This window comes from Pseudoalteromonas sp. SCSIO_11900 (assembly GCF_000576475.1).
Classification (GTDB): Bacteria; Pseudomonadota; Gammaproteobacteria; order Enterobacterales; family Alteromonadaceae; genus Pseudoalteromonas; species Pseudoalteromonas tetraodonis.
In genome coordinates, this window is sequence record NZ_KK070023.1 from 1,402,565 (window position 1) to 1,426,590 (window position 24,026).

Here is a 24,026-nt window from a genome sequence, read left to right on the forward strand (position 1 = left end):
ACAGCTAATGACAGCGCAATTTGAACACGTATCCGTATTAATGGACGAAACCATAGATGCACTTGCAATTAAGCCAGACGGCATATACATGGATGGTACCTTTGGACGTGGCGGGCATTCAGGGCAAATATTAGCGCGCTTAGGTGAAAGCGGTCGTTTGCAGGCCATTGACCAAGATCCACAAGCGATAAAGTCTGCTGAAAAGTTTGCTGATGACCCGCGTTTTTCAATTGCTCATTCTCGTTTTTCAAAGTTATACGAGGTAGCTGAGCAAAACGATCTTATTGGTCAGGTTGATGGCATTTTACTTGATATTGGTGTGTCGTCGCCGCAGCTAGATGACGCAGCGCGTGGCTTTAGCTTTATGAAAGATGGCCCGCTTGATATGCGAATGGATCCAAGTACAGGTCGCAGCGCAGCGCAGTGGTTAGCTGAGGCTGAATTAGATGACATTACTCATGTGATCAAAAAGCTAGGTGAAGAAAAATTTGGTAAGCGCATTGCGCACAAAATTTTAGAAGTGCGTGAACACACGCCAATCACTACCACTAAACAGCTCGCTGATTTAGTCGATGAAGCCGTACCGGTGAAAGATAAGTTTAAACATCCTGCAACGCGGACTTTTCAGGCTATTCGTATTTATATCAATAGCGAGTTAGAGGAAATTCAAACGGCATTACAAGCGGCGATTAAAGTTCTTAAGCCGGGTGGTCGCTTAGTGGTTATTTCGTTTCATTCTTTAGAAGATCGCATTGTTAAACAATTTATTAAAAAACAGAGTAAGGGAGAAGCGATACCCAGAGGTCTGCCTTTAACCGACGCACAAATAAATAAAAATCTGACGTTAAAAGCAGTGGGTAAAGCTATTAAACCAAGTGCTGATGAAGTGGCGCGTAATCCACGCTCTCGCAGCTCAGTGCTAAGGATCGCACAGAGGTTGGGATGAGTAAAAAAGCGAGCTATCGCCAACCCAATTTATTTCTTGAAATAATTAAAGGCCTAGGTGCGAACAAGATCACCTTGGCCTTGTTGGTTGTGATATTCGCATCAAGCTTGAGTGTGGTGCAAGTAACTCATCTCTCTCGAGCGCAATTAATTGAGCAAGATTCGTTGCTCCAAGAGCGTGACGAATTGGATTTAGAATGGCGTTATTTTTTAGTGGAAGAAGAGTTTTATTCACAACATGCGCGCATTGAAGAAGTGGCAACGTCACAACTCGAAATGAAGCGGCCAACCAGCCAAGATGAGCAGGTAATTATATTACAATGAGAATGCGAGGCAAAAAACCAGTCAATAACCTAATCGCATGGCGCTTTATTTTAGTGTGCGCGGTGATTTTTTTAGTGTTTGTGACCTTGGTATCGCGTGCTGCGTACTTGCAAGTAATTGAACCTGATAAAGCGCGCTCTGAAAGCGATAAACGTACGGTACGGATTGAAAAACTGCATGTGCAACGCGGGATGATTTTCGATCGTAACGGTAAAGAGCTTGCCGTTAGTGTGCCTGTGGTAAGCGTGTATGCGGATCCTAAAGCCCTGCATAAATCACTGGTGAGTAAAGTACTTAGGCAAGCACGCAAAAACGGTGAAGATCAGCAAACGCTTCGTGAAAATGTTGCTGAGTTAAATAAGCGTACCGCCCTGTATTATAAAAATGATTTACGCTGGCGTGAATTGGCTGATGTGTTGCGCATTGAGCCTAGTAAAATTAACACGCGATTACTTGATGATCCTACTCGTCGCTTTGTGTATTTAAAACGCCAAGTGACTCCCGCCGTGGCTAATTACATCGGTGATTTACGCCTACCTGGTATTCATTTATTAGATGAATCAAAACGTTATTACCCTGCTGGTGAAGTAAGTGCGCATGTTATTGGGTTTACCAATATTGACGGTAAAGGCATTGAGGGCATAGAAAAGCTTTATGAAAACGCGTTAACCGGTGAAGAAGGTCGCCGTACCATTCGCAAAGATGCGCAAGGGCGTGAAGTTGAAGTACTTGATGAGCGCGAGCGAGTAGAGCCTGAAAGCATTCAACTAAGTATTGATCAGCGAATTCAAGCCATTGCCTATAAAGCAGTTAAATCAGCGGTATTAACTTATAAAGCGACCTCAGGTTCTGCCATGGTAGTAGATGTTAAAACCGGTGAAGTCTTGGCCATGGTCAATAGCCCATCATTTAATCCTAACAACTTAAGCGGGGCGGCTCCTCATAAACGTCGTAACCGCGCTATTACCGATTTGTTTGAACCCGGCTCAACTGTTAAGCCTCTAGCCATTTTAGCTGGATTAGACTACGGCACAATCCAACCGGATGACAAAGTTGATACCTACCCAGGCTGGATGCGTTTAGGGGGCAGCTTAGTACAAGATACCCGTAATCATGGCGAAATGACGCTGCGCGAAATTTTAAAATACTCCAGTAATATGGGAGTAACCAAAATAAGCCAAACAGTACCCAAAGAGTACTTTGTGGACTTGTATCAAAAAGTGGGGTTTGGCAGTGATAGTGGTACTGGCATGGTAGGCGAAAGTAGTGGCCTATTTTACCCTAACCGCCGTTGGTCAGATCATGAAATTGCAGCGCTCTCGTTTGGTTACAATATTGCCGTGAGTACCGCGCAAATGGCACGTTTTTACGCCATGTTAGGGGCAGGCGGAGTTAATCGTCCGCTTACTGTACTAAAGCAAGATTCTATACCTGAAGGTGAGCGTATCTTTCAACAAGAAGATGTTGAAGCCGTTGTACATATGATGGAAAGCGTATTTGAAGAAGGCGGTACCGCACGCCGCGTTAAAGTGGATGGTTACCGTGCTGCTGGTAAAACAGGCACCTCTAAAAAAGCCGCCGCAGGGGGCTATGGTGACGAATATGTGGGTTATTTTGCGGGTGTTGCCCCTGCGAGTAACCCGCGATTAGCTGTTGTGGTATTAATCAACGAGCCCGGTGGAGATGTTTATTATGGCGGCGCAACGGCAGGTCCAGCGTTTGCAGAAATAATCTCTAATTCATTAAGAATTTTAAACGTTGCCCCAGACAAAGACTCGGTGGCATACGTGAAGGGCAAAGATGATGGTGCGTGATTTACACACAATTTTAAAACATTTAGAAATAGATGCAGCACGTTTAATGGTAAACGAGCTGCGTTTAGATAGCCGCGATGTAAAACCAGGTGATGTGTTTGTGGCGATAAAAGGGCACCAGTTAGATGGTGGGCACTTTATTAGTAAAGCAATTGAAAATGGTGCTAGTGCAATTATTGCCGACAGACTGTGTGAATTTGAAAGTGATTTTGAGCCGCTTTATTTAGTCTCAGAATTGAATAAGAAACTGCCTGTATTGGCGAGTCAATTTTACCAACAACCGAGCAAGCACTTAGATTTAGTTGGCGTAACGGGCACCAATGGTAAATCGACTACCACAGCAATGATTGCTCATTTAGCGCAATTTTGTCATACCCAAGCCGCTATTATTGGCACTTTAGGCTACGGCCATCCAGATAACTTAACACCACTGCAAAATACTACGCCTTCAGCAGTCGATTTACAGCGTATTTTAAGCGACTTAAAAAATGAGCAACACCAATTGGTTGCTATGGAAGTGTCATCGCATGGTTTGGTACAGCACCGTGTTGATCAATGCCATTTTAAAGCGGCGGTTTTTACTAACTTGTCGCGCGATCACTTAGATTACCATGGCGATATGCAAAGCTATGGTGATGCTAAATTGATGCTGTTTCGTGATTTTGATGCTGATCATGTCATTCTTAATCAGGATGACGGACAAGCAGAACAATGGATTGAAAAATACAGCTTTAATAGTCTTATTTGTTATGGCCGTAAAAACTTAGCCCCTAAAAATGCACAGTTTGTATATTTTTCAGATGTTCAGTATTCAGCAACCGGTATTTCGGCGCAATTAACTACTAGCTGGGGTGATGTTGCCATAAAATCACCGCTGTTTGGTGAATTTAACCTTTATAATCTAACGGCTGCGTTAGCAACGCTATTAGCGCTAGGCTATCCATTAACACAGTTAGTAGCAGGATGTGAGTATTTACAGCCGGTAGCCGGTAGGATGCAAGCATTTACAGCGCCAAGTATGCCTACTTGCGTTGTTGATTACGCGCATACGCCAGATGCGTTGGCTTTAGCCTTACAAGCGCTGCAGCAACATGTACCAGGTGGCGTGAGTTGTGTGTTTGGTTGTGGCGGCGACAGAGATAAAGGAAAGCGTGTACTAATGGCACAAGCTGCTGAGCAGTTTGCAGACAAAGTGATCATTACCAGTGATAACCCACGCTCTGAAGACCCTAATGACATTATTAATGATGTAGCTGCGGGATTAGAGCATCCAGAAAACGCTCATTTAGAGGCCGAACGCGGTGCCGCGATACAATTTGCTATAGATAACGCAAAAGCCGGTGAGGTTATTTTAATTGCCGGTAAAGGGCATGAAGACTATCAAATTATAGGCGATACACGCATCGATTTTTGCGACCGCCAATTTGTACAACAACAATTAAAAAAAGCAGTAAGAGGGTCTCAAGCATGATCCCAATGGATTTTGATTGGCTAGCTAATGTGCTAGCAACCGATTATCAAGGTGATAATCGCAAGGTGATAAATATAAACACCGATACCCGTACTTTGTGTGATGGTGAAGTGTTTTTGGCGCTTAAGGGCCCAAATTTTGATGGCCATAAATTTATTGAACAGGCAAAACAAAAAGGCGCTATAGGCGTGATTGTCGATCACGCTGTTGATACCGATATTGCTCAATTTGTAGTTGCCGATACCCGTATTGCATTAGGCACAATTGGTACAGCAGTGATGGCGCAAGTTGCACCTAAAACTATCGCTATTACTGGCAGCGTAGGTAAAACCACAGTTAAAGAAATGTGTGCCGCTATTTTATCAAGTAAAGGGGATGTATTAGCCACTAAAGGTAATTTTAATAACGACATTGGCGTACCGTTAACTTTACTCAGATTAGAGCCACAACATCGCTTTGCGGTTATTGAATTAGGCGCTAACCACATAGGTGAAATTGCGTACACCACCGCGATGACCAAACCGGATGTAGCTGTGGTGTGTAATGTTGCTGCTGCCCACTTGGAAGGCTTTGGTAGCCTGCAGGGTGTGGCACAAGCAAAAGGCGAAATTTACGACGGATTAAAAGAGGATGGCATCGCCATCGTCAATTGCGATAGTGACTTTAGTCAATATTGGCTTGATAAGTTAGCAACGCGCAATATTAAATGTTTTTCGAGTAGTGAAAAGCTCGATATTTGGGCTGAAGACATCAGCCTAGATGCACAAGCTCGCGCAAGCTTTACTTTGTGCACCAAGCAACACAGTGTGCCGGTTAAGTTAGCACTGCCAGGTAAACATAATATTAGTAACGCGCTTATTGCTGCGGCGTTAACCAGTGAGTTTGACGTGTCACTTGAGGAAATTGCCAGCGCGTTAGCGACCATGGGTGAAGTTAAAGGACGGGTTAACCTAATTGAAGCCAGTGATTCACTCACTATTATTGATGATACATACAATGCCAACGTAAAGTCGGTGAAAGCTGCGATTGATTTACTTAGTGATATTCAAGGTCATCGTATTTTGGCACTCGGTGATATGGGTGAACTTGGTGAAGATGCACGTAAATATCATCAAGAAGTCGGTGAATACGCATTAGCGCAAGGCATTGATGAGTTATTTACACTCGGAGTATTAAGTAAATGTGCCAGTGATGTATTTGGGCTGCCAAATCGCCATTTCTCTAATCGTGAGCAAATGCTGCAGCAAATTCAAAACAGCATTAGCAAAGTAGATAAAAAAATTACCCTTGTCGTGAAAGGATCACGCAGTTCTCGCATGGAGCTTTTAGTAACCGATTTAGTTAATGGCCAGCAACAAGCCATCAATGGAGTATCATCATGTTAGTTTGGCTGGCTGAGTATTTAACTCAATATTATAGTGGCTTTAATGTTTTTTCGTATTTAACCCTGCGTGCCATTTTAGGTATTTTAACTGCATTGATGATGTCGTTGTATTTTGGTCCTAAGTTAATTCGTGCGCTGCAACGCATGCAAATAGGGCAAACAGTACGTGATGATGGTCCGCAATCGCACCTATCTAAATCGGGTACACCGACCATGGGTGGCTTACTTATTTTAGGGGCTATTTTTACCAGCACATTATTATGGGCAGACTTGTCTAATAAATACGTATGGGCCACTTTATTTGTAATTGGCTCATTAGGTATTGTGGGCTTTATTGATGATTACCGTAAGGTGATCCGCAAAGATCCAAAAGGACTTATTGCAAAGTGGAAATACTTTTGGCAATCGGTAATTGCACTGGTTGTAGCCACTGCGCTTTACATGAGCAGCACACAAGCAACTGAAACGTCACTGGTAGTGCCATTTTTTAAAGATGTACTGCCACAGCTGGGGCTGTTTTATATCGTGATCACCTACTTTGCGTTGGTGGGCACGTCAAACGCGGTTAATTTAACCGACGGTCTAGACGGTTTAGCCATTGTACCTACTATTTTAGTGGCTGCAGCGCTGGCTATTATTGCTTACTTAACGGGTAATATTAATTTTTCGGCTTATTTACATATTCCGCATTTACCACTGGCGAGTGAGTTGGTTGTGGTGTGTACCGCTATTGTAGGGGCTGGGTTAGGTTTTTTATGGTTTAACACGTATCCGGCGCAAGTATTTATGGGCGATGTAGGCTCATTAGCACTGGGTGGTGCATTGGGGATTATTGCCGTACTTGTTCGCCAAGAGCTGTTACTGATTATTATGGGGGGCGTGTTTGTAATGGAAGCGCTATCGGTAATTTTACAAGTTGGCTCTTACAAATTACGTGGGCAACGCATTTTTAGAATGGCGCCTATTCATCACCATTACGAACTTAAAGGTTGGCCGGAGCCACGCGTTATTGTGCGCTTTTGGATAATTTCTATTGTGCTGGTACTCGCTGGCCTTGCGACATTAAAGATCAGATAAATGCAGTATTTAAACGAGATAAAAAATAAACACATAACAGTGCTCGGACTCGGTGTAACCGGTCTGGGCATTGTGCGTTTTTTATTATCTCAATCAATACAGCCTTATGTGGTCGATAGCAGAGAGAATCCGCCAGGTGTTGATTGGCTCAATCAGCACGCACCTCAATTAAAAACTCACTTTGGTGACTTAGAAAATGCGGCGCTCAGTGCTTGCGATATGATTATTATTAGTCCCGGGCTAAGCTTAAAAACACCAGCAATTGTTAAGGCAATTAACGCAGGCGTTGAAGTGATTGGTGATGTTGAGTTATTTGCGCGCATTAATAGCAAACCAGTCGTTGCTGTAACCGGCTCTAATGGTAAATCAACGGTAGTGACACTTGCCTACGAAGTATTAAAAACCGCAGGTTATAAAGTGGCACTCGGTGGCAACATTGGCACAGCGGTACTGGATTTACTTTACGGTGACTTTGATGTATTTGTATTGGAGCTATCAAGTTTTCAGCTTGATACCACACGCAGCCTAAAAACCACCAGTGCAACCGTGCTTAATATTTCAGAAGATCATCTCGATCGTTATGATAGTTACCAAGCCTATATAGACTCAAAACTAAGTATTTATAACGGTGCTGAACACGTAGTGATTAATGCTGACGATAAGCAAACACACCCTGTGAGTCGCACGTTAACACCACAACTGAGCTTTGGTGAAACACAAGGCGATTACCACTTAGCACAGCACAATAGCGAAGCGCACTTTATGGTAAAGGACGAAGCTTATTTACCAGTAAGTGCTTTAGCCGTTGTGGGTAAGCATAACTATTTAAATACCTTGGCAGTGATGGCATTACTCAGCCCATTTACAATTACTAAGGCGCACTACAAAACCGCATTAGCTCAATTTAATGGCTTAGCGCACCGTTGTCAGTTTGTGGGTGAGTTTAATGGCGTTAAATACTTTAACGACTCTAAAGCTACCAACGTAGGCGCAACAGTGGCGGCAATAGATAGTTTAGCGGGTGAACAACAAAACTTAGTGGTTATTGCTGGTGGTGATGCTAAAGGTGCTGATTTAGAGGTGCTAAAGCCTTATATTGAAAAGCATGTAAAAGCGCTGATTTGTTTTGGTAAAGATGCCAAAGATTTAGTGGCACTCAGTGCTAAAGGTCATTTAACCAATAATATGTCTGAGGCTGTGACGCTTGCAAAGCAATTAAGTAAATCGGGCGATACCGTTTTACTCGCACCTGCCTGTGCCAGCATTGATATGTATAACAATTATATGCAACGCGGCGATGATTTTGTGCAATGTGTATTGCAGGGGCAGTCATGATTGCTTTTGCGGATATTAAAGAGGCTCTCACCCCTAAACCTTCAGCGCAGCTTTATGATGTGCCACTGCTTTATTGCATGCTAATGCTGATTGGTGTGGGCTTTGTAATGGTAACCAGTGCCTCAATGCCGACAGCCGATAGACTGTTTGGTAATATTTATCATTTTACTATCCGCCATGGCATTTTTTTAGGGCTCTCGTTTTGTTTATTTTGCATTAGTACTCAAGTACCTATGTCGTGGTGGAAAAAAGCTAACCCCTATTTATTACTAATCGGTTTAGTACTGTTATTAGTGGTACTCATTGTAGGACGTGAAGTCAATGGTTCAACCCGCTGGATACCCGTAGGACCGTTTAATATTCAAGCCTCAGAGCTCGCTAAGTTGTTCTTTTTTAGTTATATCGCAGGCTACTTAGTACGTAAGCGTAATGAAGTTCAAGAAAACATAAAAGGCTTTGCTAAACCCATAGCGGTATTTGCAGTTTATGCAGCACTTATTTTAATGCAGCCCGATTTAGGGACTGTGGTGGTGATGTTTGTTACTACGGTTGGTTTGTTGTTTTTAGCCGGTGCCAAGCTTTGGCAGTTTTTTGCACTTATTTTAACCGGTATTGCGCTAGTGGTTGGGCTTATTGTGTTAGAGCCATATCGTATGGCGCGTGTTGTTGGCTTTTTAGAACCTTGGGATGACCCTTTTGGCAAAGGCTATCAATTAGTGCAATCACTAATGGCTTATAGTCAAGGTGATTGGTTTGGCCAAGGCCTAGGAAACAGCGTACAAAAATTACAATATTTACCAGAAGCGCACACCGACTTTATTTTTGCTGTTATTGCTGAAGAGTTAGGTTTTATGGGAGTGCTTAGCATTTTAATGGTACTCGGTACTTTAGTATTTAGAGCTTTACTCATTGGCCAAAACGCGCTTAAAAACGGCAAAGAATATGAAGGCTACTTAGCCTTAGCAATTGGTATTTGGTTTGCGTTTCAAACTATGGTGAATGTGGGCGCCAGTGCCGGTATTTTACCAACCAAAGGATTAACCTTGCCGTTTATTTCTTATGGTGGCTCAAGTTTATTAATGATGACCATAGCAACCGGTATTTTATTACGTGTAGATTTTGAGACTAAGATGGCAACGAAACAAGCCACGTCAGGTGGAGCTAAGCGATGAGTAAAAAAATAGTCGTTGTAGCAGGGGGCACAGGTGGACATATTTTTCCAGGGATTGCCGTTGCTGATTATCTCAAACAGCAAGGTTGGCAAGTTAGCTGGATAGGCACCCCAGATAGAATGGAAGCCAGTGTCGTGCCCAAGCACAACATAGAAATTGATTTTATTGATGTAAAAGGCGTGCGAGGGAATGGTTTAAAACGCCTTATTAAAGCGCCATTCATGGTTATTAATGCAATATTGCAAGCGCGTAAGGTATTAAAACAACAACGCCCTGACGTCGTTTTAGCAATGGGGGGGTATGTAACTGGCCCAACAGGTATTGCGGCAAAAAGCCTGGGTATCCCTTTGATAATTCATGAGCAAAACGCCGTAGCTGGTATGAGTAATAGGTGGTTGGCTAAATGTGCTAATCGCGTGTTAGCGGCTTTTCCCAGTGCTTTTGCCAATGGCAAAGCAGAGCTGGTAGGTAACCCTGTACGCCAGAGCGTGATTGATATTACTGAGCGCGAAGTAACCAGCCCTATAAATATATTAGTGGTGGGTGGTTCGTTAGGTGCGCAAGTGCTCAACCAAACACTACCTGAAGCATTTAAGCGCTTAAATGACACCAGTGCTATTAATATTTGGCATCAAACCGGTAAAGGGCACCTTGCTAGTGTAAGTGAAAGTTACCAGCAGCAACAAATGGGCAATGAGCAAGTGACCGTTGCTGAATTTATTGATGATATGGATACCGCTTATAGCTGGGCAGATATTGTGATTTGTCGTGCGGGTGCGCTTACGGTAAGTGAAATTGCCGCAGCGGGTAAAATGGCGGTATTTGTGCCGTTTCCACACGCAGTTGATGATCATCAAACAGCCAATGCACAGTATTTAGTAATGGCAGAGGGGGCGTTATTAATGCCACAGGGGCAATTTAATCAGCGCAGTATTGTTGAACTTTTAAGCCCCTATTTAGCCGAACCTTTATTAATAACTAAAATGGCTGGCAAAGCAAAACAGCAAGCTATTTTAGATGCCACAGCAAGCGTAGCGATGCACTGTGAGCAAGTAACAAATAAGAGAACATAAGTGAAACAGACATTAGCAAAAGAAAAATATACACGCCCAGCGATGCGCCGCATTGAAACTATTCACTTTGTAGGAATAGGCGGTGCAGGCATGGGCGGCATTGCAGAAGTACTTGCTTTTGAAGGTTACCGTATTACTGGTTCAGATATAGCTCACAGCGCAATGACTGAGCGTTTAATTAAAGCCGGTGCTGAAGTATTTATTGGTCATCATGAAAATAACGTAAAAGACGCCAATGTGGTGGTGGTTTCAAGTGCAATAGATAAAACAAATCCTGAAATTCAAGCCGCGCAAGCTGCGCGTATCCCGGTGGTTCGCCGTGCAGAAATGTTAGCTGAACTGATGCGCTTTCGCCACGGTATCGCCATTGCGGGCACCCATGGTAAAACGACCACAACCAGCTTAATTGCCAGCATTTATGCACAAGCCGAACTCGATCCAACCTTTATAATTGGTGGTTTGCTTAACAGCGCTGGCAGCAATGCTAAGGTAGGTAAAAGTGACTTTTTAATCGCCGAAGCAGATGAAAGCGATGCCTCATTTTTGCATTTACAGCCTATGGTGTCGGTGATCACTAATATTGAAGAAGATCACATGGAAACCTACGGCGGTAGTTTAGAAAAAATGAAAGATACTTATGTTGAATTCATTCATAATCTGCCGTTTTACGGGTTAGCGGTGGTGTGTATTGATTCAGACGTTGCTGCTGAATTGATCCCCCGTTTTGGTCGTCCGGTGATCACTTACGGTGAGTCACACGAGGCTGATTATCGAATGAGTGACTTTAGCCAAACAGCGAACACATGCCAATTTACGGTGACTAATAAACAAGGTGAGAGTTTAACCGCCAAGCTGAATATGCCGGGTAAACATAATGCCCTTAATGCAACCGCAGCGATTGCCGTGGCTAAAGATCAAAATATTGCGAATCATGCAATTTTAGCGGCTTTAGATACTTTTGAAGGTATTGGCCGTCGTTTTCAGCACTACGGTGAATTTGAAAATGAACGCGGTAGCGTGATGCTTGTTGATGACTATGGTCATCATCCGTCAGAAGTGGCCGCTACTATCACCGCAGCACGAGAAGGCTGGCCTGATAAGCGTTTAGTGATGGTGTATCAGCCGCACCGTTATACGCGTACTCGCGATTTATACGAAGATTTTGTTAAGGTATTGGCTGAGGTTGATCAGCTTTTATTACTCGATGTTTACAGTGCAGGCGAAGAGCCGATTGTTGGCGCTGATAGTAAAAGTTTATGCCGTAGTTTGCGCCAGCGTGGCAAAGAGCCATTACATGTAGCCTCAAGCTCAGAGCTTGCGGGCGTACTTGCCAACTGCCTACAAAATAACGACTTAGTGCTCACACAAGGTGCGGGTAACATAGGTCAGCTCGTTAAAAATTTAGCAGCCACGAATATGTCGATAGAACAATTAAAGCAAGGTGAAGTATGACACAGGTAAATTCCCAGTTTGGTAAAGTAGCGGTGCTGCTAGGTGGAAATTCAGCAGAGCGTGACGTGTCATTAAAATCTGGTCAAGCGGTATTAAATGCGCTGTTAGACGCTGGCATTGATGCGATAGCGTTTGATCCACAAAATCGTTCGTTATGGGAATTAAAGTCGTTAAACGTTGATCGCGTTTTTATTGCTTTGCATGGTCGTGGTGGTGAAGACGGCACGGTACAAGGTGCTCTAGAATTTATGAACCTGCCGTATACCGGCAGTAATGTTCTGGGTTCGGCACTGGCAATGGATAAAATTCGTTGTAAGCATTTGTTTAAATCGGCAGGCTTAAGCACCGCACCTTATGCCGTGGTTGATGCTAAAAAAGGCTTTGATGCCAATGCCATTATGGCGCAATTTAAAAAGGTAATGGTTAAGCCATCGCACGAGGGCTCCAGTATCGGTATGGCACAAGCAAGCTCTGCAGAAGAACTTGAAGATGCGCTCACTAATGCATTTAAGTTCGACAGCCAAGTATTGGTAGAGCAGTGGATCACGGGTCGCGAATTTACCATTACGGTATTAGGTGATGAAGTACAACCTGTGATTGAAATGAGCACCCCAAATGGGTTTTATGACTACCAAGCTAAATATCAGTCAAGTAGTACGCAATATCATTGCCCTGCTGATTTATCACCATTGGATACTCAAAAATTACAAGCGATGGCGCTTGATGCGTTTGATTTAGTGGGGGCAAGTGGCTGGGGGCGAGTCGATGCGATGCAAGATGAACAAGGACACTTTTACTTACTAGAAGTGAATACCGTACCAGGCATGACTGAAAAATCATTGGTGCCAATGGCAGCAAAAGCCAACGGGGCAAGTTTTGAGCAATTAGTTGTTCGCATTTTGGAGCAAACCCTTTAATATGCATCCCTTTTTAGAGAAAGCGCAGCAACTAAAACAGCAACTTAACTGGTCGCTGATTTTTGGAGTGAGTTTTTTTCTAGCCGTGGTGATAGGGTTAATTGAAATAACCAGTGGGGTTTCGCACTGGTTAGTTGAAAATAAAGATGCACAAATTAAGCATTTAACGGTGCTGGGGAACCCTAAGTACACCGATGAAAAAGCAATAACAGCGGCAATAAAAAAAGCAGATTTAAGCAGTTTTTTTGAGCTAAACGTAAAGCAAGTTCAGCATTTAGTACAAGAGCTGCCTTGGGTTGCAACGGTATCGGTAAGAAAGCAATGGCCTGATACCATTCAAGTTTACGTGGTAGAACATCAAGCGGTTGCTCACTGGAATAGTGACTTACTGATTAATCAAAGCGGTGACGCGTTTGAAGCAAAAAGTGATAAATTAAGTGGCACTTTACCCCAACTATATGGGCCAGAGGGTAGTGAAAAAGAAGCATGGGTAGCGTTTAAACAGTTTGATGAAATGCTCAAAGTCAATGCATTAACGCTCACTAGCCTTGCGCTATCTGAGCGGTTTTCGTGGCAACTTTGGTTAGATAACGGTGTGCGTTTAAATTTAGGACGCAAAGATAAAGCCAAACGTGTACAACGTTTTATAGACGTTTATTCACGTATAGAAAAACGTGCTGATGCACAGATAGATGCAATTGATTTACGCTACGATACCGGCCTTGCAGTGAGCTATAAGCCACTGCAAGAACAGCAATTATAATAAAGAGTAAGGCATGACTAAGTCAGCAGAAAGAAACCTAGTGATTGGATTAGACGTTGGCACTTCTAAAGTAGTGGCCACGGTAGGTGAAATCACCACAGATAACAAGCTCAGCATTGTTGGCGTGGGGAGCCAAGTATCTCATGGAATGGATAAAGGCGGTGTTAACGATTTAAATTTAGTGTCTGAGTCTATTCGCCGCGCTATAGATGAAGCCGAATTGATGGCTGATTGTCGTATTAGCTCGGTTTATTTGGGTATTTCTGGCAAGCATATTCAGTGTCAGAACGAAAGCGGTGTTGTGGCTATTAATAACACCGAAGTAACCGATGAAGACATTGAAAATGTAATACACATTGCTCGTTCAGTGCCAATTTCAGCTGAACGCAAAATGTTGCATGCTTTGCCGCAAGAGTACAGCATTGATATGCAAGAGGGGATTAAAAACCCACTCGGCATGAGCGGTGTGCGCATGGAAGCACGCGCGCACATTATTACCTGCTCCAACGACATGGCTAAAAATATAGAAAAATGTGTTGAACGTTGCGGGCTTGAAGTTGACCAACTTATATTCACAGCGCTTGCTTCGTGTTATTCCGTACTGACGGATGACGAAAAAGAGTTAGGTGTTGCGGTGCTTGATATTGGTGGTGGTACTATGGATATCACTATTTATATTAATGGTGCGCTGCGTCATTCGGCGGTTATTCCGGTGGCAGGTAACCAAGTAACCGGTGATATTGCAAAAATATTTCGTACACCTATATCACATGCTGAGTCACTCAAAGTACAATATGCCTGTGCAAGTAGCCAAATGGCGAGCAGCGAAGATACGATTGAAGTGCCAAGCGTAGGTGGGCGGCCAGCAAGACTGATGTCTAGGCACACGTTATCAGAAGTGGTTGAGCCACGTTTTAGAGAATTATTTGAACTGGCGATGGAAGAAATTCGTCGTTCAGGATTAGAAGACCAAATTGCAGCAGGTCTCGTCATTACTGGCGGAACTGCTAAAATGACTGGCGCAATGGAAGTGGCTGAAGATATTTTTCAGATGCCAGTAAGAATAGGTAAACCAATTGGTGTAGTAGGTTTAACTGATTATGTTGATGATCCATCGTACGCAACCGCTGTAGGTTTGTTACAATACGGGCGTACTATGCAGTCGATGAATGCACAAAAGTCGAAAGCGGATGATAATAATAATTGGTGGAACCGCATCACAAAATGGTTTCAAGGCGAGTTTTAGTACTCAAGTCGGAGAGTAAATATGTTTGATATAATGGAACAACACAGCGAAGAAGCTGTAATAAAAGTAATCGGTGTTGGTGGCGGCGGCGGTAACGCAGTTGAGCACATGGTAAAACAACAAATAGAAGGCGTTCGTTTTATTGCAGCGAATACGGATGCACAAGCATTACGTAATTCAGCCGCAGATGTAACGGTACAATTAGGTACGCAAATAACCTCTGGGTTAGGTGCGGGTGCAAACCCTGAAGTAGGCCGTCAGTCGGCTGAAGAAGACGCCGAAACCATCCGTGCCAGCCTTGAAGGCGCCGATATGGTATTTATAGCGGCAGGTATGGGCGGCGGTACAGGAACCGGTGCTGCGCCAGTCGTGGCTAAAATTGCTAAAGAGCTGGGTATTCTAACCGTGGCAGTAGTAACGCGTCCATTTGATTTTGAAGGTAAAAAACGTGCCGCTGCTGCAGAGCAGGGGATTAGCGAATTGTCTGAAATCGTGGACTCGTTAATTACTATTCCAAATAACAAATTACTAAAAGTATTAGGTAAAGGAACAACTTTACTGGATGCGTTTGCTAAAGCAAATGACGTATTATTTGGTGCGGTACAGGGTATTGCTGAGCTAATCACACGCTCGGGTCTAATTAACGTGGATTTCGCCGACGTACGTACTGTTATGTCTGCAATGGGTACAGCCATGATGGGGACTGCATCTGCCTCGGGTCCTGATCGTGCACAAGAAGCAGCAGAAGCGGCTATTTCAAGCCCATTACTAGAAGACGTTGATTTAACCGGTGCTAAAGGTATCTTGGTCAATATTACTGCCGGCATGGATATCGCGATTGAAGAATTTGAAATCGTAGGTAATCACGTTAAGGCGCTAGCGTCTGAAAATGCAACGGTAGTTGTGGGTGCGGTAATCGACCCTGAAATGACAGATGAGCTACGTGTAACGGTTGTTGCAACTGGCTTAGGCGGCGATCGTCGTCCACAGTTTGGTATTGTAGATAACGGCTTTAAAAAAGCATCAGGTTCTGATGTAGCCAGTTCAAGCACGCAAACAAACAGCAGCATGTATGTTCCTAGCTTTGCAAGCCAAGGCGCAAGTACAGAAGAGCCTGCAACGACAACGCAAACAGAATCAAAAGAGCAAAGCACATCGACGAGCTCTTCAAGTTCTTCAGCGAATACGTCGTCAAGCAGCGCTAAGAAAACAGATAAGTCTGAAGGTGGCGATTATTTCGACATCCCTGCTTTTTTACGTAAACAAGCAGATTAATAAAAAACAGTATTTTTGTGCGAAATGTGAACGAATATTGTAGTTATACCGTATTCATGTTACACTCCGCCGTCTAACTGTAATATATACTAAAGTGAGCGAACCTATGATTAAACAGCGTACGATTGCACAAGTAGTCAAAGCCATAGGAATTGGACTTCATAAAGGTGAGAAGGTCACAATAACTCTCCGACCTGCGAGCGCAAATACTGGGATTGTATTTCGTCGTGTCGACCTTGATCCGGTTGTTGATTTTGAAACAACACCTGAAGCCGTTGGTGATACGCAATTGTGTACCTGTTTAATTAACAAAGATGGCGTTCGCTTATCGACTACTGAGCACTTAATTGCGGCGGTTGCGGCAATGGGTATCGACAATTTAATTGTTGAACTTGATAGCTCAGAAGTACCAATAATGGATGGAAGTGCATTGCCATTCATTTATTTATTACAAAAAGGCGGCATTGAAGAGCAAAATGTTGCAAAACGCTTTATTCGTATAAAAGAAAAAGTACGTATTGAAGAAGGTGATAAATGGGCCGAAGTAGAACCTTACGACGGATTCCACATCGATTTCGAAATTGCCTTCGATCACCCTGCAATCAATGAAAGCCGCCAACGTGTTGGTTTAGATATTACGGCACAAAGTTTTACTGAAGAGATAAGCCGTGCGCGTACTTTTGGCTTTATGAAAGACATTGAATACATGCATGCGAACAACCTAGCACTAGGTGGCAGCATGGATAGCGCAGTGGTACTTGATGAATTTAAAGTTTTAAACCCGAACGGTTTGCGTTACGCAGACGAGTTCGTCAAGCATAAGATACTAGACTGTGTAGGTGACATGTTTATGACAGGTCACAATCTTTTAGGCAAAGTAACCGCATTTAAATCAGGTCATGATTTAAATAATAAGTTACTACGCAAAATTATGGCAACTGAGTCAGCATGGGAGTGGGCAACCTTTGAAACGCCTGTGACCATGCCTGCACCCGGCCTTGAGCTAGCTAACGCCTAATTAGTTAATTACTTATATACAGTTATAAAAAATGACGCTTATTAGCGTCATTTTTTTGTTTGTTAATTAGCTAAACAGCTAAATTACACTCAGCCTTTTATTATCAAAGTCCTAATATAGTTTTCAACTGTTTAAGCTGGGTTACCTGATATGTTGGTTTAATTCCCTCAGGCAAGTTCACGCCAGGATGTTGCAGCCAACAAGTGTCAATGCCCACATTTTGACCGCCAAGAATATCACTGCTGGCGGTATCACCGACCATTAAAATTTGCTCTTTCGGTGGATTACCCATTAAGTTAAAGGTGTGCTCAAATATCTCTTTTGCAGGTTTAGCAATGCCAACTTGCTCAGAAATAACTAACCAGTCAAACATATCTTGCAGCCCCGTATGCGCTAGGCGACGTGCTTGTAACTGAGAAAAACCATTGGTAATAATGCCCAGCTTGGCATGGGGTTTAAGGGCATTTAATAATTCAACGGCGCCGGGTAAAGGCATACAAATTTCGGCCATTGCTGATAAAAAATCATCATTGAGCTGTTGAGCTGGCACATCTAGTTTATTTGCCAGTTCGCTAAAACGAGTTACTTGTAAGTGACTTGAGGTGATCTCGTTGTTTTGATAAGCAATCCATAGTGACTTATTGGTGTTTTGATAATGGGCATAATCTGCCTCGGTAAAATCCATGTCATAGGTTGCTAGCATGTTTTTAAGGCCAGCAAAGGCATTAAAGCTAAATAAGGTTTCGTCGGCATCAAATAATACGTAGTTATACTTCATTAAAACATCCGTTATTGATTATATAGAGTGGGATTAAGGAAAGGCGCCATGGCGAGTGTCAGCGCTTGAGTATAGGTACTTTCTCGTGTTGCATGATGATCAGTTAATAAGCCAATAGCACCCCCTTGCTGTTTAATATTGGTGGTATTAAAAGCTTTATCCATCACGTCACCAAGCTCTTCACCTTGAAGCAATGCTTTATAAAACACAGCGGGCAGGGGTAAGTTACTGCTTCGGCCTGTAACTTGCTGTGCGCCATTATCAATAACTACATAGGCAAAGGTTGCTGCACCATAACTAAATTGCGCTGCACCACCTTCCATCGCCATATAGTAGTCTGCCTGATAGTGGCTTTTACAGTAATTAACGCGATTTTGAGCCCCTAAGCAGGTTTGCTCTTCACCTAAGGGTTGATCGGGTACTTCTGAGGGCGCGTGAACGCCACTACATTCGATTACATGCTCAGGAAAATACATCGCAAAAATATGTTTAGCGGCATTGATTTTTACTGGGTTTTTAGACCCAACAATAATTTTAATTGATTGCGACATATTAAACTCGTCATACTTAAAATCAGCAGTGTACGTGAGTTAGAGTTCACAAAAAAGAGTCTAAATAGGAATTTCAGGCGGTGCTAACTTTGCTAAGGCGCGTTTTTTCAAAATAATATCTTTTATCAGAGGCGTGAGCACCAGTTCCATCGCGAGACCCATTTTACCACCAGGCACCACTAAGGTGTTTATACGCGACATAAAACTGCCTTCAATCATCCGCAAATAATACGGAAAATCAACATCATCAATCCCTCTAAAGCGAATCACAACAAAGCTTTCATCAAGGGAGGGGATATCTTTTGCGCTAAATGGGTTGGAAGTATCAACGGTGGGGACTCGCTGAAAGTTAATATGGGTACGAGAAAATTGCGGCGTTATATGATTAATGTAGTCATCCATACTGCGCACAATAGAATCCATGACTTTTTCACGAGAATGGCCGCGTTCTGAGGTGTCGCGAATGAGTTTTTGGATCCATTCAAGGTTAATAATAGGCACCATGCCTATGAGTAAATCAACATGTTTAGCAACATCATGATCTTCATCAACTACACCGCCATGTAGACCCTCGTAAAACATCAGGTCTGTATTTTGCTCAAGTTCTTGCCATGGGGTAAATGTCCCAGGTAGCTGGTTATAAGGCACGGCTTCATCAAAGGTGTGTAAATAACGACGAAGTTTTCCTTCGCCGGTTTCACCGTATTTAGTAAATAAGTCTTCTAAGGCGCCAAAGTCGTTAGCTTCTCGGCCAAAATAGCTAATGTGTTTACTTTCTTGTTGTGCTTCACGAATTTTTTTGTCCATTTCAGGACGTGTATAACGATGAAAGCTATCACCTTCGATAAATGCCGCATTGATATCAAGGCTACGGAAAATATGCTTCACGGCGTTAGTGGTGGTCGTTGTGCCCGCTCCAGATGAGCCGGTGATTGCAATAATAGGGTGTTTAGCTGACATGTTTGTTCTCTTTTTTATGACCCGTTAGTTATAAAGAGTTGACTGACTTAGGTCAAGTGACGTCATCAGTAAATAACGTTATCATGAGGTGCTTAAAATTAAAACGAGAGAAAGCATGAAACTGATTAAACCATTGTTAGGGCTTATAGCTATAAATGCTTTAACGCTAGATATTGCTCAGGCAAGTATGCCTAAAAGCCAAATTTTGCTCGCCGATTTAAATTCTCCGCATGGTATACGTGTAAGCATTGTTAGTGATAAAACGAGCTATAACAATCAACCCCATTTAACCGACACCGGCCTATACTATACCCGAGAAATAATCAGTAATGACCAGAGTCAAACAGATATTGCGCTTTACAACTTATCATCAAAACAAACGTCTATGGTCACTAATACGCCACAAAGTGAATACTCGCCCACTTTAACACCGGATGGGCAGCACTTATCGGCGATTGTCGTTGAAGACGATGGTAAACAAAAACTATGGCAATATCCGTTGGCACCCGAGTTGGCTGCAAGTCGTATTTTTGATTGGATTGAACCTGTAGGCTATCACGCTTGGGGAAGTAACAACGATTTAGTGATGTTTATTTTAGGCGAACCACACACGCTGCAATATACCTCGGTTGCTGCGGCAAAAAGTGAGGTGGTAGCAAGCGATATTGGTCGTACGCTTATTTATAATAAAGCGCAGGCTGAGTTTTTATTTAGCCATAGTAAACACGGGCAGCATCACTTAGCGCGTTTTGATCCACAGACTAAGCAAGTTACCGATATACTTAGACTGCCAAACCAAGTACAAGATTTCATCTTAAAAGATGAAAATACCATTGCTTACGCAATTAAAAACCGTGTTTACCAGCGCAAATTAACACGTGGCTCAGCTATATCGCAGTGGCTTGATTTAAGCCAATATTGCGATACTGAAATAAGCCGGTTGAGTTATAAAAATCAGCAATTAGCTTTTGTGTGTAGTGAATAAATAAATTTCGGACTTTCACTCATGCATGAGTTAGTCTAGGGTCTGTTGACCTTTGCGGATTACAATTTGTTCAAACTAGGGGCGGTTTAATCGCGGCGCGAGGTTTGTAACCTAGTGGGCTAAGTCAAAACTGAGCAAAGCTTACGCGTCCTGCTCACGCCCCTTACCTACATCCATGTAGGCAACAAAGAGTAAATCGCCCCTAGGCAGAACCCGAAGGGCAGTGCCTGTTTGGCATTGATGCTGCATTATCGCCTATTTATGGGGAATAACCACACCACATAGGCTTTACCTTGCCTAAATACCAAACAGACTGCTGCAAATTCAACCTTGAAAGGTCATCAGACCCTAACTATTAAATAAAAAGGAAAGTCACGTGGCATTTAGTGCAGACGAGTTAACCGAGCAGCTGATCAAACTAGAGTGTAGAAGTAACTTTAAAATAAAAAACATAGCTGAGTATATGCTAGTAAACTCTAAAGAGGCGTTTTACACCCATGCGGAAACAGGTAAAGGTAAAATTGTGATCCGCCCTGCATTTGAAGTGTTTAGCGATGACTTTACTGATATTGATGGGGTTGTGCGTACTCAAGGCTATTTTCATAGCAGTGAAATGACCCGTTTTCCTACCCGTATTTATAAAAGTACGCAGCCTATTCATTATGGGGTAGCCTTTAAAATTAACTCTGAGCAAGCAGCGAAAGAGTTTATAGCAAAGCTAACGATGATTATTGGCGGTTAATAGAGTGGTGCAGGGCTAAAGGCAAAAGGTGCAAGATAAAATCTTTAACCTTTAACCCTTAACCCTTAACCCTTAACCCTTAACCCTTAACCTTTAGTTTATTTACTATTTAAAAAGCTATTGACTGATTTCAGTTCGCGGTTTTTAAGTGCAATACAGTCATTAGTGCTCTCTGCAAGTTTACTTAACGTACGCGCATAACCGGGTACAGCTTCCAGTTTAGCGTCAAAGAAACTTTGCGTTGTAGCTAAACTGTCAGCGTCACAGCTGGCGGTAGTAAAGTAAGGTAAGTTAGGCACAAAAAATGGTGGCAAGCTTGCTGTTACTTTATCGTAGTTGTTATAAACCCAATCAATAAACAGTGCTTGGCGTTCATCGGTGTAACTCTGTCCCGATAAAATAGTACGCATATCAGAAGCCGTTACTTCGTCTGTTAAGCTATACGCCAGTACCGCTTTTTGTAGTTCTGGTTTACCAAAGTAACCCATTGCTGCCAGCATATTGGTTCGCACTTGTGGATCTTTGGTGGTTTTAAAGGTTGTCATAAACTGATCTAGCAACGCCTTATCCCCATGAAAAGCCGCAAGACGTAAATAAGTAGCTGCTAAATAAGGGTCTACCTTTTGTGGATCGTTTAGGTAAGCTTGTGTTTGCTGTTTGGCTTTATTGATCACATTTTTATCTTCACCATCAAACCCTAAGCGTGATACCACCGCGGCACGAAGTTGAGCTACTGCACCATCTTCGCCCATTTTTGCTTCTAGGCCATATTTTTTAGCGGCAGGCATCACCGCATTTTGAATAAACGTAGGCCATAAATCTTTATTGCTATCGTCTTTAAAAGTACGCTGCTGTGACGCTAAATAACCTAAAGCAGTATTAGCCACGCGAGGATGACTATCGCTGGCAAAAACTTCAAGCGTTTGCATCAGCTTAGCCGCTGAAATGACACCGGCATTAAGTAGGGCATCTGTTGCCGATAATAGGGCTAAGCGTTCACGGTCGTTTAATACCGTAGCTGCATTATCTATTAGCGCATTAAATTGCGCATCATCCATTACCCAACGGTAATAACCTAGCGCGCCTTGATCTGGATAAATCCACTCTGGTTCAAAGTCTAATGCTAGCGTTTGGCTTTGTTTATTTAATAATACATTGGCTGTTTGTACTTTATCGCCAGCACCATATTTAATTGCAACCGGTACATTCCACAGTTGAGCAGGGGCTTCAACACCGGCATTGGCAAAACGACTTTGCGAAATCGTGATGCTCTTACCTTGCTGCTTAACGTTAATTAGCGGGAATGACGACTGTTCAATAAACGATTTTAAAACGCTCGCTACATCTTTATTTGAAGCCTTACCAAGTGCTTCCCATAAATCGGCAGCTTCTGCATTTTTATAGGAGAATTCTTTTAAGTAGTTCTGAATACCAGCTTGAAATGCCTCTTCGCCAATCCAGTTTTCAACCATCGCCAGTACTGAGCTGCCTTTGCTGTAGGCAAGGCCTAAACCATCCATAATATCGGCTTCGGTTTTAATTGGTTTACGAATTGGCTTAGTGCTTAAACGTGCATCTAACGCCATTACGTTGTTTTGTGGTAAATCTAGGTGTGATTCAAACTCAGGATTAAGCTGCTTAGTAATTTTTGCCGCCATCCAGCTTGCAAACGCCTCGTTTAACCATAAGTCGTTCCACCACTTCATAGTCACTAAGTTACCGTACCATTGGTGAGCTAATTCATGGGCAATAATAGAGACATTACGTTGTTTTTTACTACGCGTTGCAGCTTCTAAATCAACCAGAAGAATATCTTCGCGGTAAGTCACTAAGCCAGAGTTTTCCATAGCGCCAAACGGAAACTCTGGAACAGCCACTGAATCTAGCTTTTTATATACATAAGGAATACCAAAGTAGTCTTCAAGTGCGCCCAGTACTTTAGGCATGTTCTCTTTTGCATATTGCGCTAAATGAATTTTACCTTGTGGGGTGATCACACGCCCAGGAATAGGCATGCCTTTAATTTCTAGCTCTTCAAATGGACCTACAGCCATAGCCACTAAGTAAGATGGAATTGGTGGCGTTTTATCAAAGTAATGGGTGGTCATATCGCCATTCACCGTCGTTTTTAGCTCAGGTGTATTTGAATACACTTTTTGTGAGGTGGGGGCGGTAATGGTTAACTGAAACGGAATTTTATAGCTTGGTTCGTCAAACACCGGAAATGCACGGCGCGCATCACTCATTTCAAATTGCGTGAACAAGTACGGAACGCCTTGATCTAGGGTTTTATATAACCCCACACTCTGGCGGTTATAAGGCGCTGAAAAATCTATTTTTAAGGTGTATTTACCTGGCTGAATTTGCTCTTCACAGCTAAATTTAACTTTACCTGTTTTAAGCATTTCGCTGTTTAAATCACAGTTTTGCTCACCTAGTAGTTGCACCATTTTAGTTGCATAATCAACACCATTAAGTTCAATGTAGTGTGTTGGTTTGAGCACTTCTAAGCTGATCTCGGTCATTCCTGTAAAGGTATCCTGACTTGGGTCGAGCGTTAAAGTGACTTTTTGTGAACTTGGCTTTGCGAGTTTTTCAATGACGAATTCGTTAGCGTGAGCAGCATTCATTGCAAGCGCAACACTCACGGTTAAGAGGCTTTTTAAAAACATAGTTATCCCTAGATTTTTTGTTGTTAGAAACAGTCATATAGACGGCTCTTCATCTTAACAGCTTTTTTATTA

At 42.8% G+C, this 24,026-nt stretch carries 21 protein-coding genes; 17 read left to right on the forward strand and 4 right to left on the reverse strand.

Translation table 11 applies throughout. The features are described from left to right. Positions 1-7: 7 nt before the first annotated feature. The 15 genes from rsmH to lpxC all read left to right on the forward strand — a co-directional run bounded on the left by rsmH (position 8) and on the right by lpxC (position 17,266). Complete coding sequence (rsmH, locus tag BG00_RS06495; protein WP_008110698.1) at positions 8-946, forward strand: 16S rRNA (cytosine(1402)-N(4))-methyltransferase RsmH; 939 nt, start codon at positions 8-10, stop codon at positions 944-946. Continuing rightward, entirely contained in the window at positions 943-1,269 is a 327-nt protein-coding gene (gene ftsL, locus BG00_RS06500) for a cell division protein FtsL (RefSeq protein WP_008110697.1), read from the forward strand. Before rsmH ends, ftsL begins: the two co-directional genes overlap by 4 nt. Continuing rightward, positions 1,266-3,083, forward strand: coding sequence for a penicillin-binding transpeptidase domain-containing protein (locus tag BG00_RS06505; RefSeq protein WP_036981320.1), 1,818 nt, complete (start codon positions 1,266-1,268; stop codon positions 3,081-3,083). The genes ftsL and BG00_RS06505 overlap by 4 nt, the downstream gene beginning before the upstream one ends. Further along, positions 3,076-4,554 carry a UDP-N-acetylmuramoyl-L-alanyl-D-glutamate--2,6-diaminopimelate ligase gene (murE, locus tag BG00_RS06510; protein WP_036983383.1) on the forward strand — a complete coding sequence of 493 codons (1,479 nt, stop codon included), beginning with the start codon at positions 3,076-3,078 and terminating at the stop codon, positions 4,552-4,554. The genes BG00_RS06505 and murE overlap by 8 nt, the downstream gene beginning before the upstream one ends. After that, positions 4,551-5,939: a UDP-N-acetylmuramoyl-tripeptide--D-alanyl-D-alanine ligase gene (locus BG00_RS06515; protein WP_036981322.1), complete on the forward strand. Its 1,389-nt coding sequence runs from the start codon at positions 4,551-4,553 to the stop codon at positions 5,937-5,939. Before murE ends, BG00_RS06515 begins: the two co-directional genes overlap by 4 nt. Then, positions 5,933-7,015 (forward strand): phospho-N-acetylmuramoyl-pentapeptide-transferase, encoded by a 1,083-nt coding sequence (mraY, locus tag BG00_RS06520; protein ID WP_008110692.1) that lies wholly within the window; start codon positions 5,933-5,935, stop codon positions 7,013-7,015. The genes BG00_RS06515 and mraY overlap by 7 nt, the downstream gene beginning before the upstream one ends. Continuing rightward, positions 7,016-8,350 (forward strand): UDP-N-acetylmuramoyl-L-alanine--D-glutamate ligase, encoded by a 1,335-nt coding sequence (gene murD / locus BG00_RS06525; RefSeq protein WP_036981325.1) that lies wholly within the window; start codon positions 7,016-7,018, stop codon positions 8,348-8,350. Then, positions 8,347-9,522 carry a cell division protein FtsW gene (gene ftsW, locus BG00_RS06530; RefSeq protein ID WP_008465286.1) on the forward strand — a complete coding sequence of 392 codons (1,176 nt, stop codon included), beginning with the start codon at positions 8,347-8,349 and terminating at the stop codon, positions 9,520-9,522. Before murD ends, ftsW begins: the two co-directional genes overlap by 4 nt. Continuing rightward, the gene (gene murG, locus BG00_RS06535) at positions 9,519-10,595 is read left to right on the forward strand and encodes an undecaprenyldiphospho-muramoylpentapeptide beta-N-acetylglucosaminyltransferase (RefSeq protein WP_036981326.1); all 1,077 of its coding nucleotides are present in this window, start codon (positions 9,519-9,521) and stop codon (positions 10,593-10,595) included. Before ftsW ends, murG begins: the two co-directional genes overlap by 4 nt. 42 nt (positions 10,596-10,637) lie before the next feature. Next, a complete protein-coding gene (gene murC, locus BG00_RS06540) occupies positions 10,638-12,047 on the forward strand; it encodes a UDP-N-acetylmuramate--L-alanine ligase (RefSeq protein ID WP_215908052.1) in 1,410 nt (469 codons plus the stop codon). Beyond that, on the forward strand, positions 12,044-12,964 hold the full coding sequence (locus tag BG00_RS06545; RefSeq protein WP_016899500.1) for a D-alanine--D-alanine ligase: 921 nt from the start codon (positions 12,044-12,046) through the stop codon (positions 12,962-12,964). The genes murC and BG00_RS06545 overlap by 4 nt, the downstream gene beginning before the upstream one ends. A gap of 1 nt (position 12,965) precedes the next feature. Next, entirely contained in the window at positions 12,966-13,727 is a 762-nt protein-coding gene (locus BG00_RS06550) for a cell division protein FtsQ/DivIB (RefSeq protein WP_036981331.1), read from the forward strand. Positions 13,728-13,740: 13 nt separating this feature from the next. Then, positions 13,741-14,973, forward strand: coding sequence for a cell division protein FtsA (ftsA, locus tag BG00_RS06555; RefSeq protein ID WP_013464060.1), 1,233 nt, complete (start codon positions 13,741-13,743; stop codon positions 14,971-14,973). A gap of 21 nt (positions 14,974-14,994) precedes the next feature. Continuing rightward, complete coding sequence (gene ftsZ, locus BG00_RS06560; RefSeq protein WP_036981335.1) at positions 14,995-16,248, forward strand: cell division protein FtsZ; 1,254 nt, start codon at positions 14,995-14,997, stop codon at positions 16,246-16,248. Positions 16,249-16,354: 106 nt separating this feature from the next. Beyond that, positions 16,355-17,266, forward strand: coding sequence for a UDP-3-O-acyl-N-acetylglucosamine deacetylase (lpxC, locus tag BG00_RS06565; protein WP_013464062.1), 912 nt, complete (start codon positions 16,355-16,357; stop codon positions 17,264-17,266). Between the two features lie 103 nt (positions 17,267-17,369). Here the strand turns inward: lpxC and yjjG are convergent, their stop codons facing one another. The 3 genes from yjjG to BG00_RS06580 are packed head-to-tail and all read right to left on the reverse strand — an operon-like array spanning position 17,370 to position 19,555. Further along, positions 17,370-18,044: a pyrimidine 5'-nucleotidase gene (yjjG, locus tag BG00_RS06570; protein WP_036981338.1), complete on the reverse strand. Its 675-nt coding sequence runs from the start codon at positions 18,042-18,044 to the stop codon at positions 17,370-17,372. Between the two features lie 11 nt (positions 18,045-18,055). Beyond that, positions 18,056-18,595, reverse strand: a complete 540-nt coding sequence (yjjX, locus tag BG00_RS06575; RefSeq protein ID WP_036981341.1) for an inosine/xanthosine triphosphatase — start codon at positions 18,593-18,595, stop codon at positions 18,056-18,058. A 60-nt stretch (positions 18,596-18,655) separates the two neighbouring features. Further along, on the reverse strand, positions 18,656-19,555 hold the full coding sequence (locus BG00_RS06580) for a phosphoribulokinase (RefSeq protein WP_008114793.1): 900 nt from the start codon (positions 19,553-19,555) through the stop codon (positions 18,656-18,658). Positions 19,556-19,670: 115 nt separating this feature from the next. Here BG00_RS06580 and BG00_RS06585 point away from each other — a divergent pair, with 115 nt between their 5' ends. Beyond that, positions 19,671-20,540, forward strand: a complete 870-nt coding sequence (locus tag BG00_RS06585) for a TolB-like translocation protein (RefSeq protein WP_036981343.1) — start codon at positions 19,671-19,673, stop codon at positions 20,538-20,540. Between the two features lie 376 nt (positions 20,541-20,916). Then, the gene (locus BG00_RS06590; RefSeq protein WP_036981345.1) at positions 20,917-21,282 is read left to right on the forward strand and encodes a hypothetical protein; all 366 of its coding nucleotides are present in this window, start codon (positions 20,917-20,919) and stop codon (positions 21,280-21,282) included. 98 nt (positions 21,283-21,380) lie between these two features. Here the strand turns inward: BG00_RS06590 and BG00_RS06595 are convergent, their stop codons facing one another. Further along, on the reverse strand, positions 21,381-23,954 hold the full coding sequence (locus tag BG00_RS06595) for a M1 family metallopeptidase (protein ID WP_036981346.1): 2,574 nt from the start codon (positions 23,952-23,954) through the stop codon (positions 21,381-21,383). Positions 23,955-24,026 lie beyond the last annotated feature (72 nt).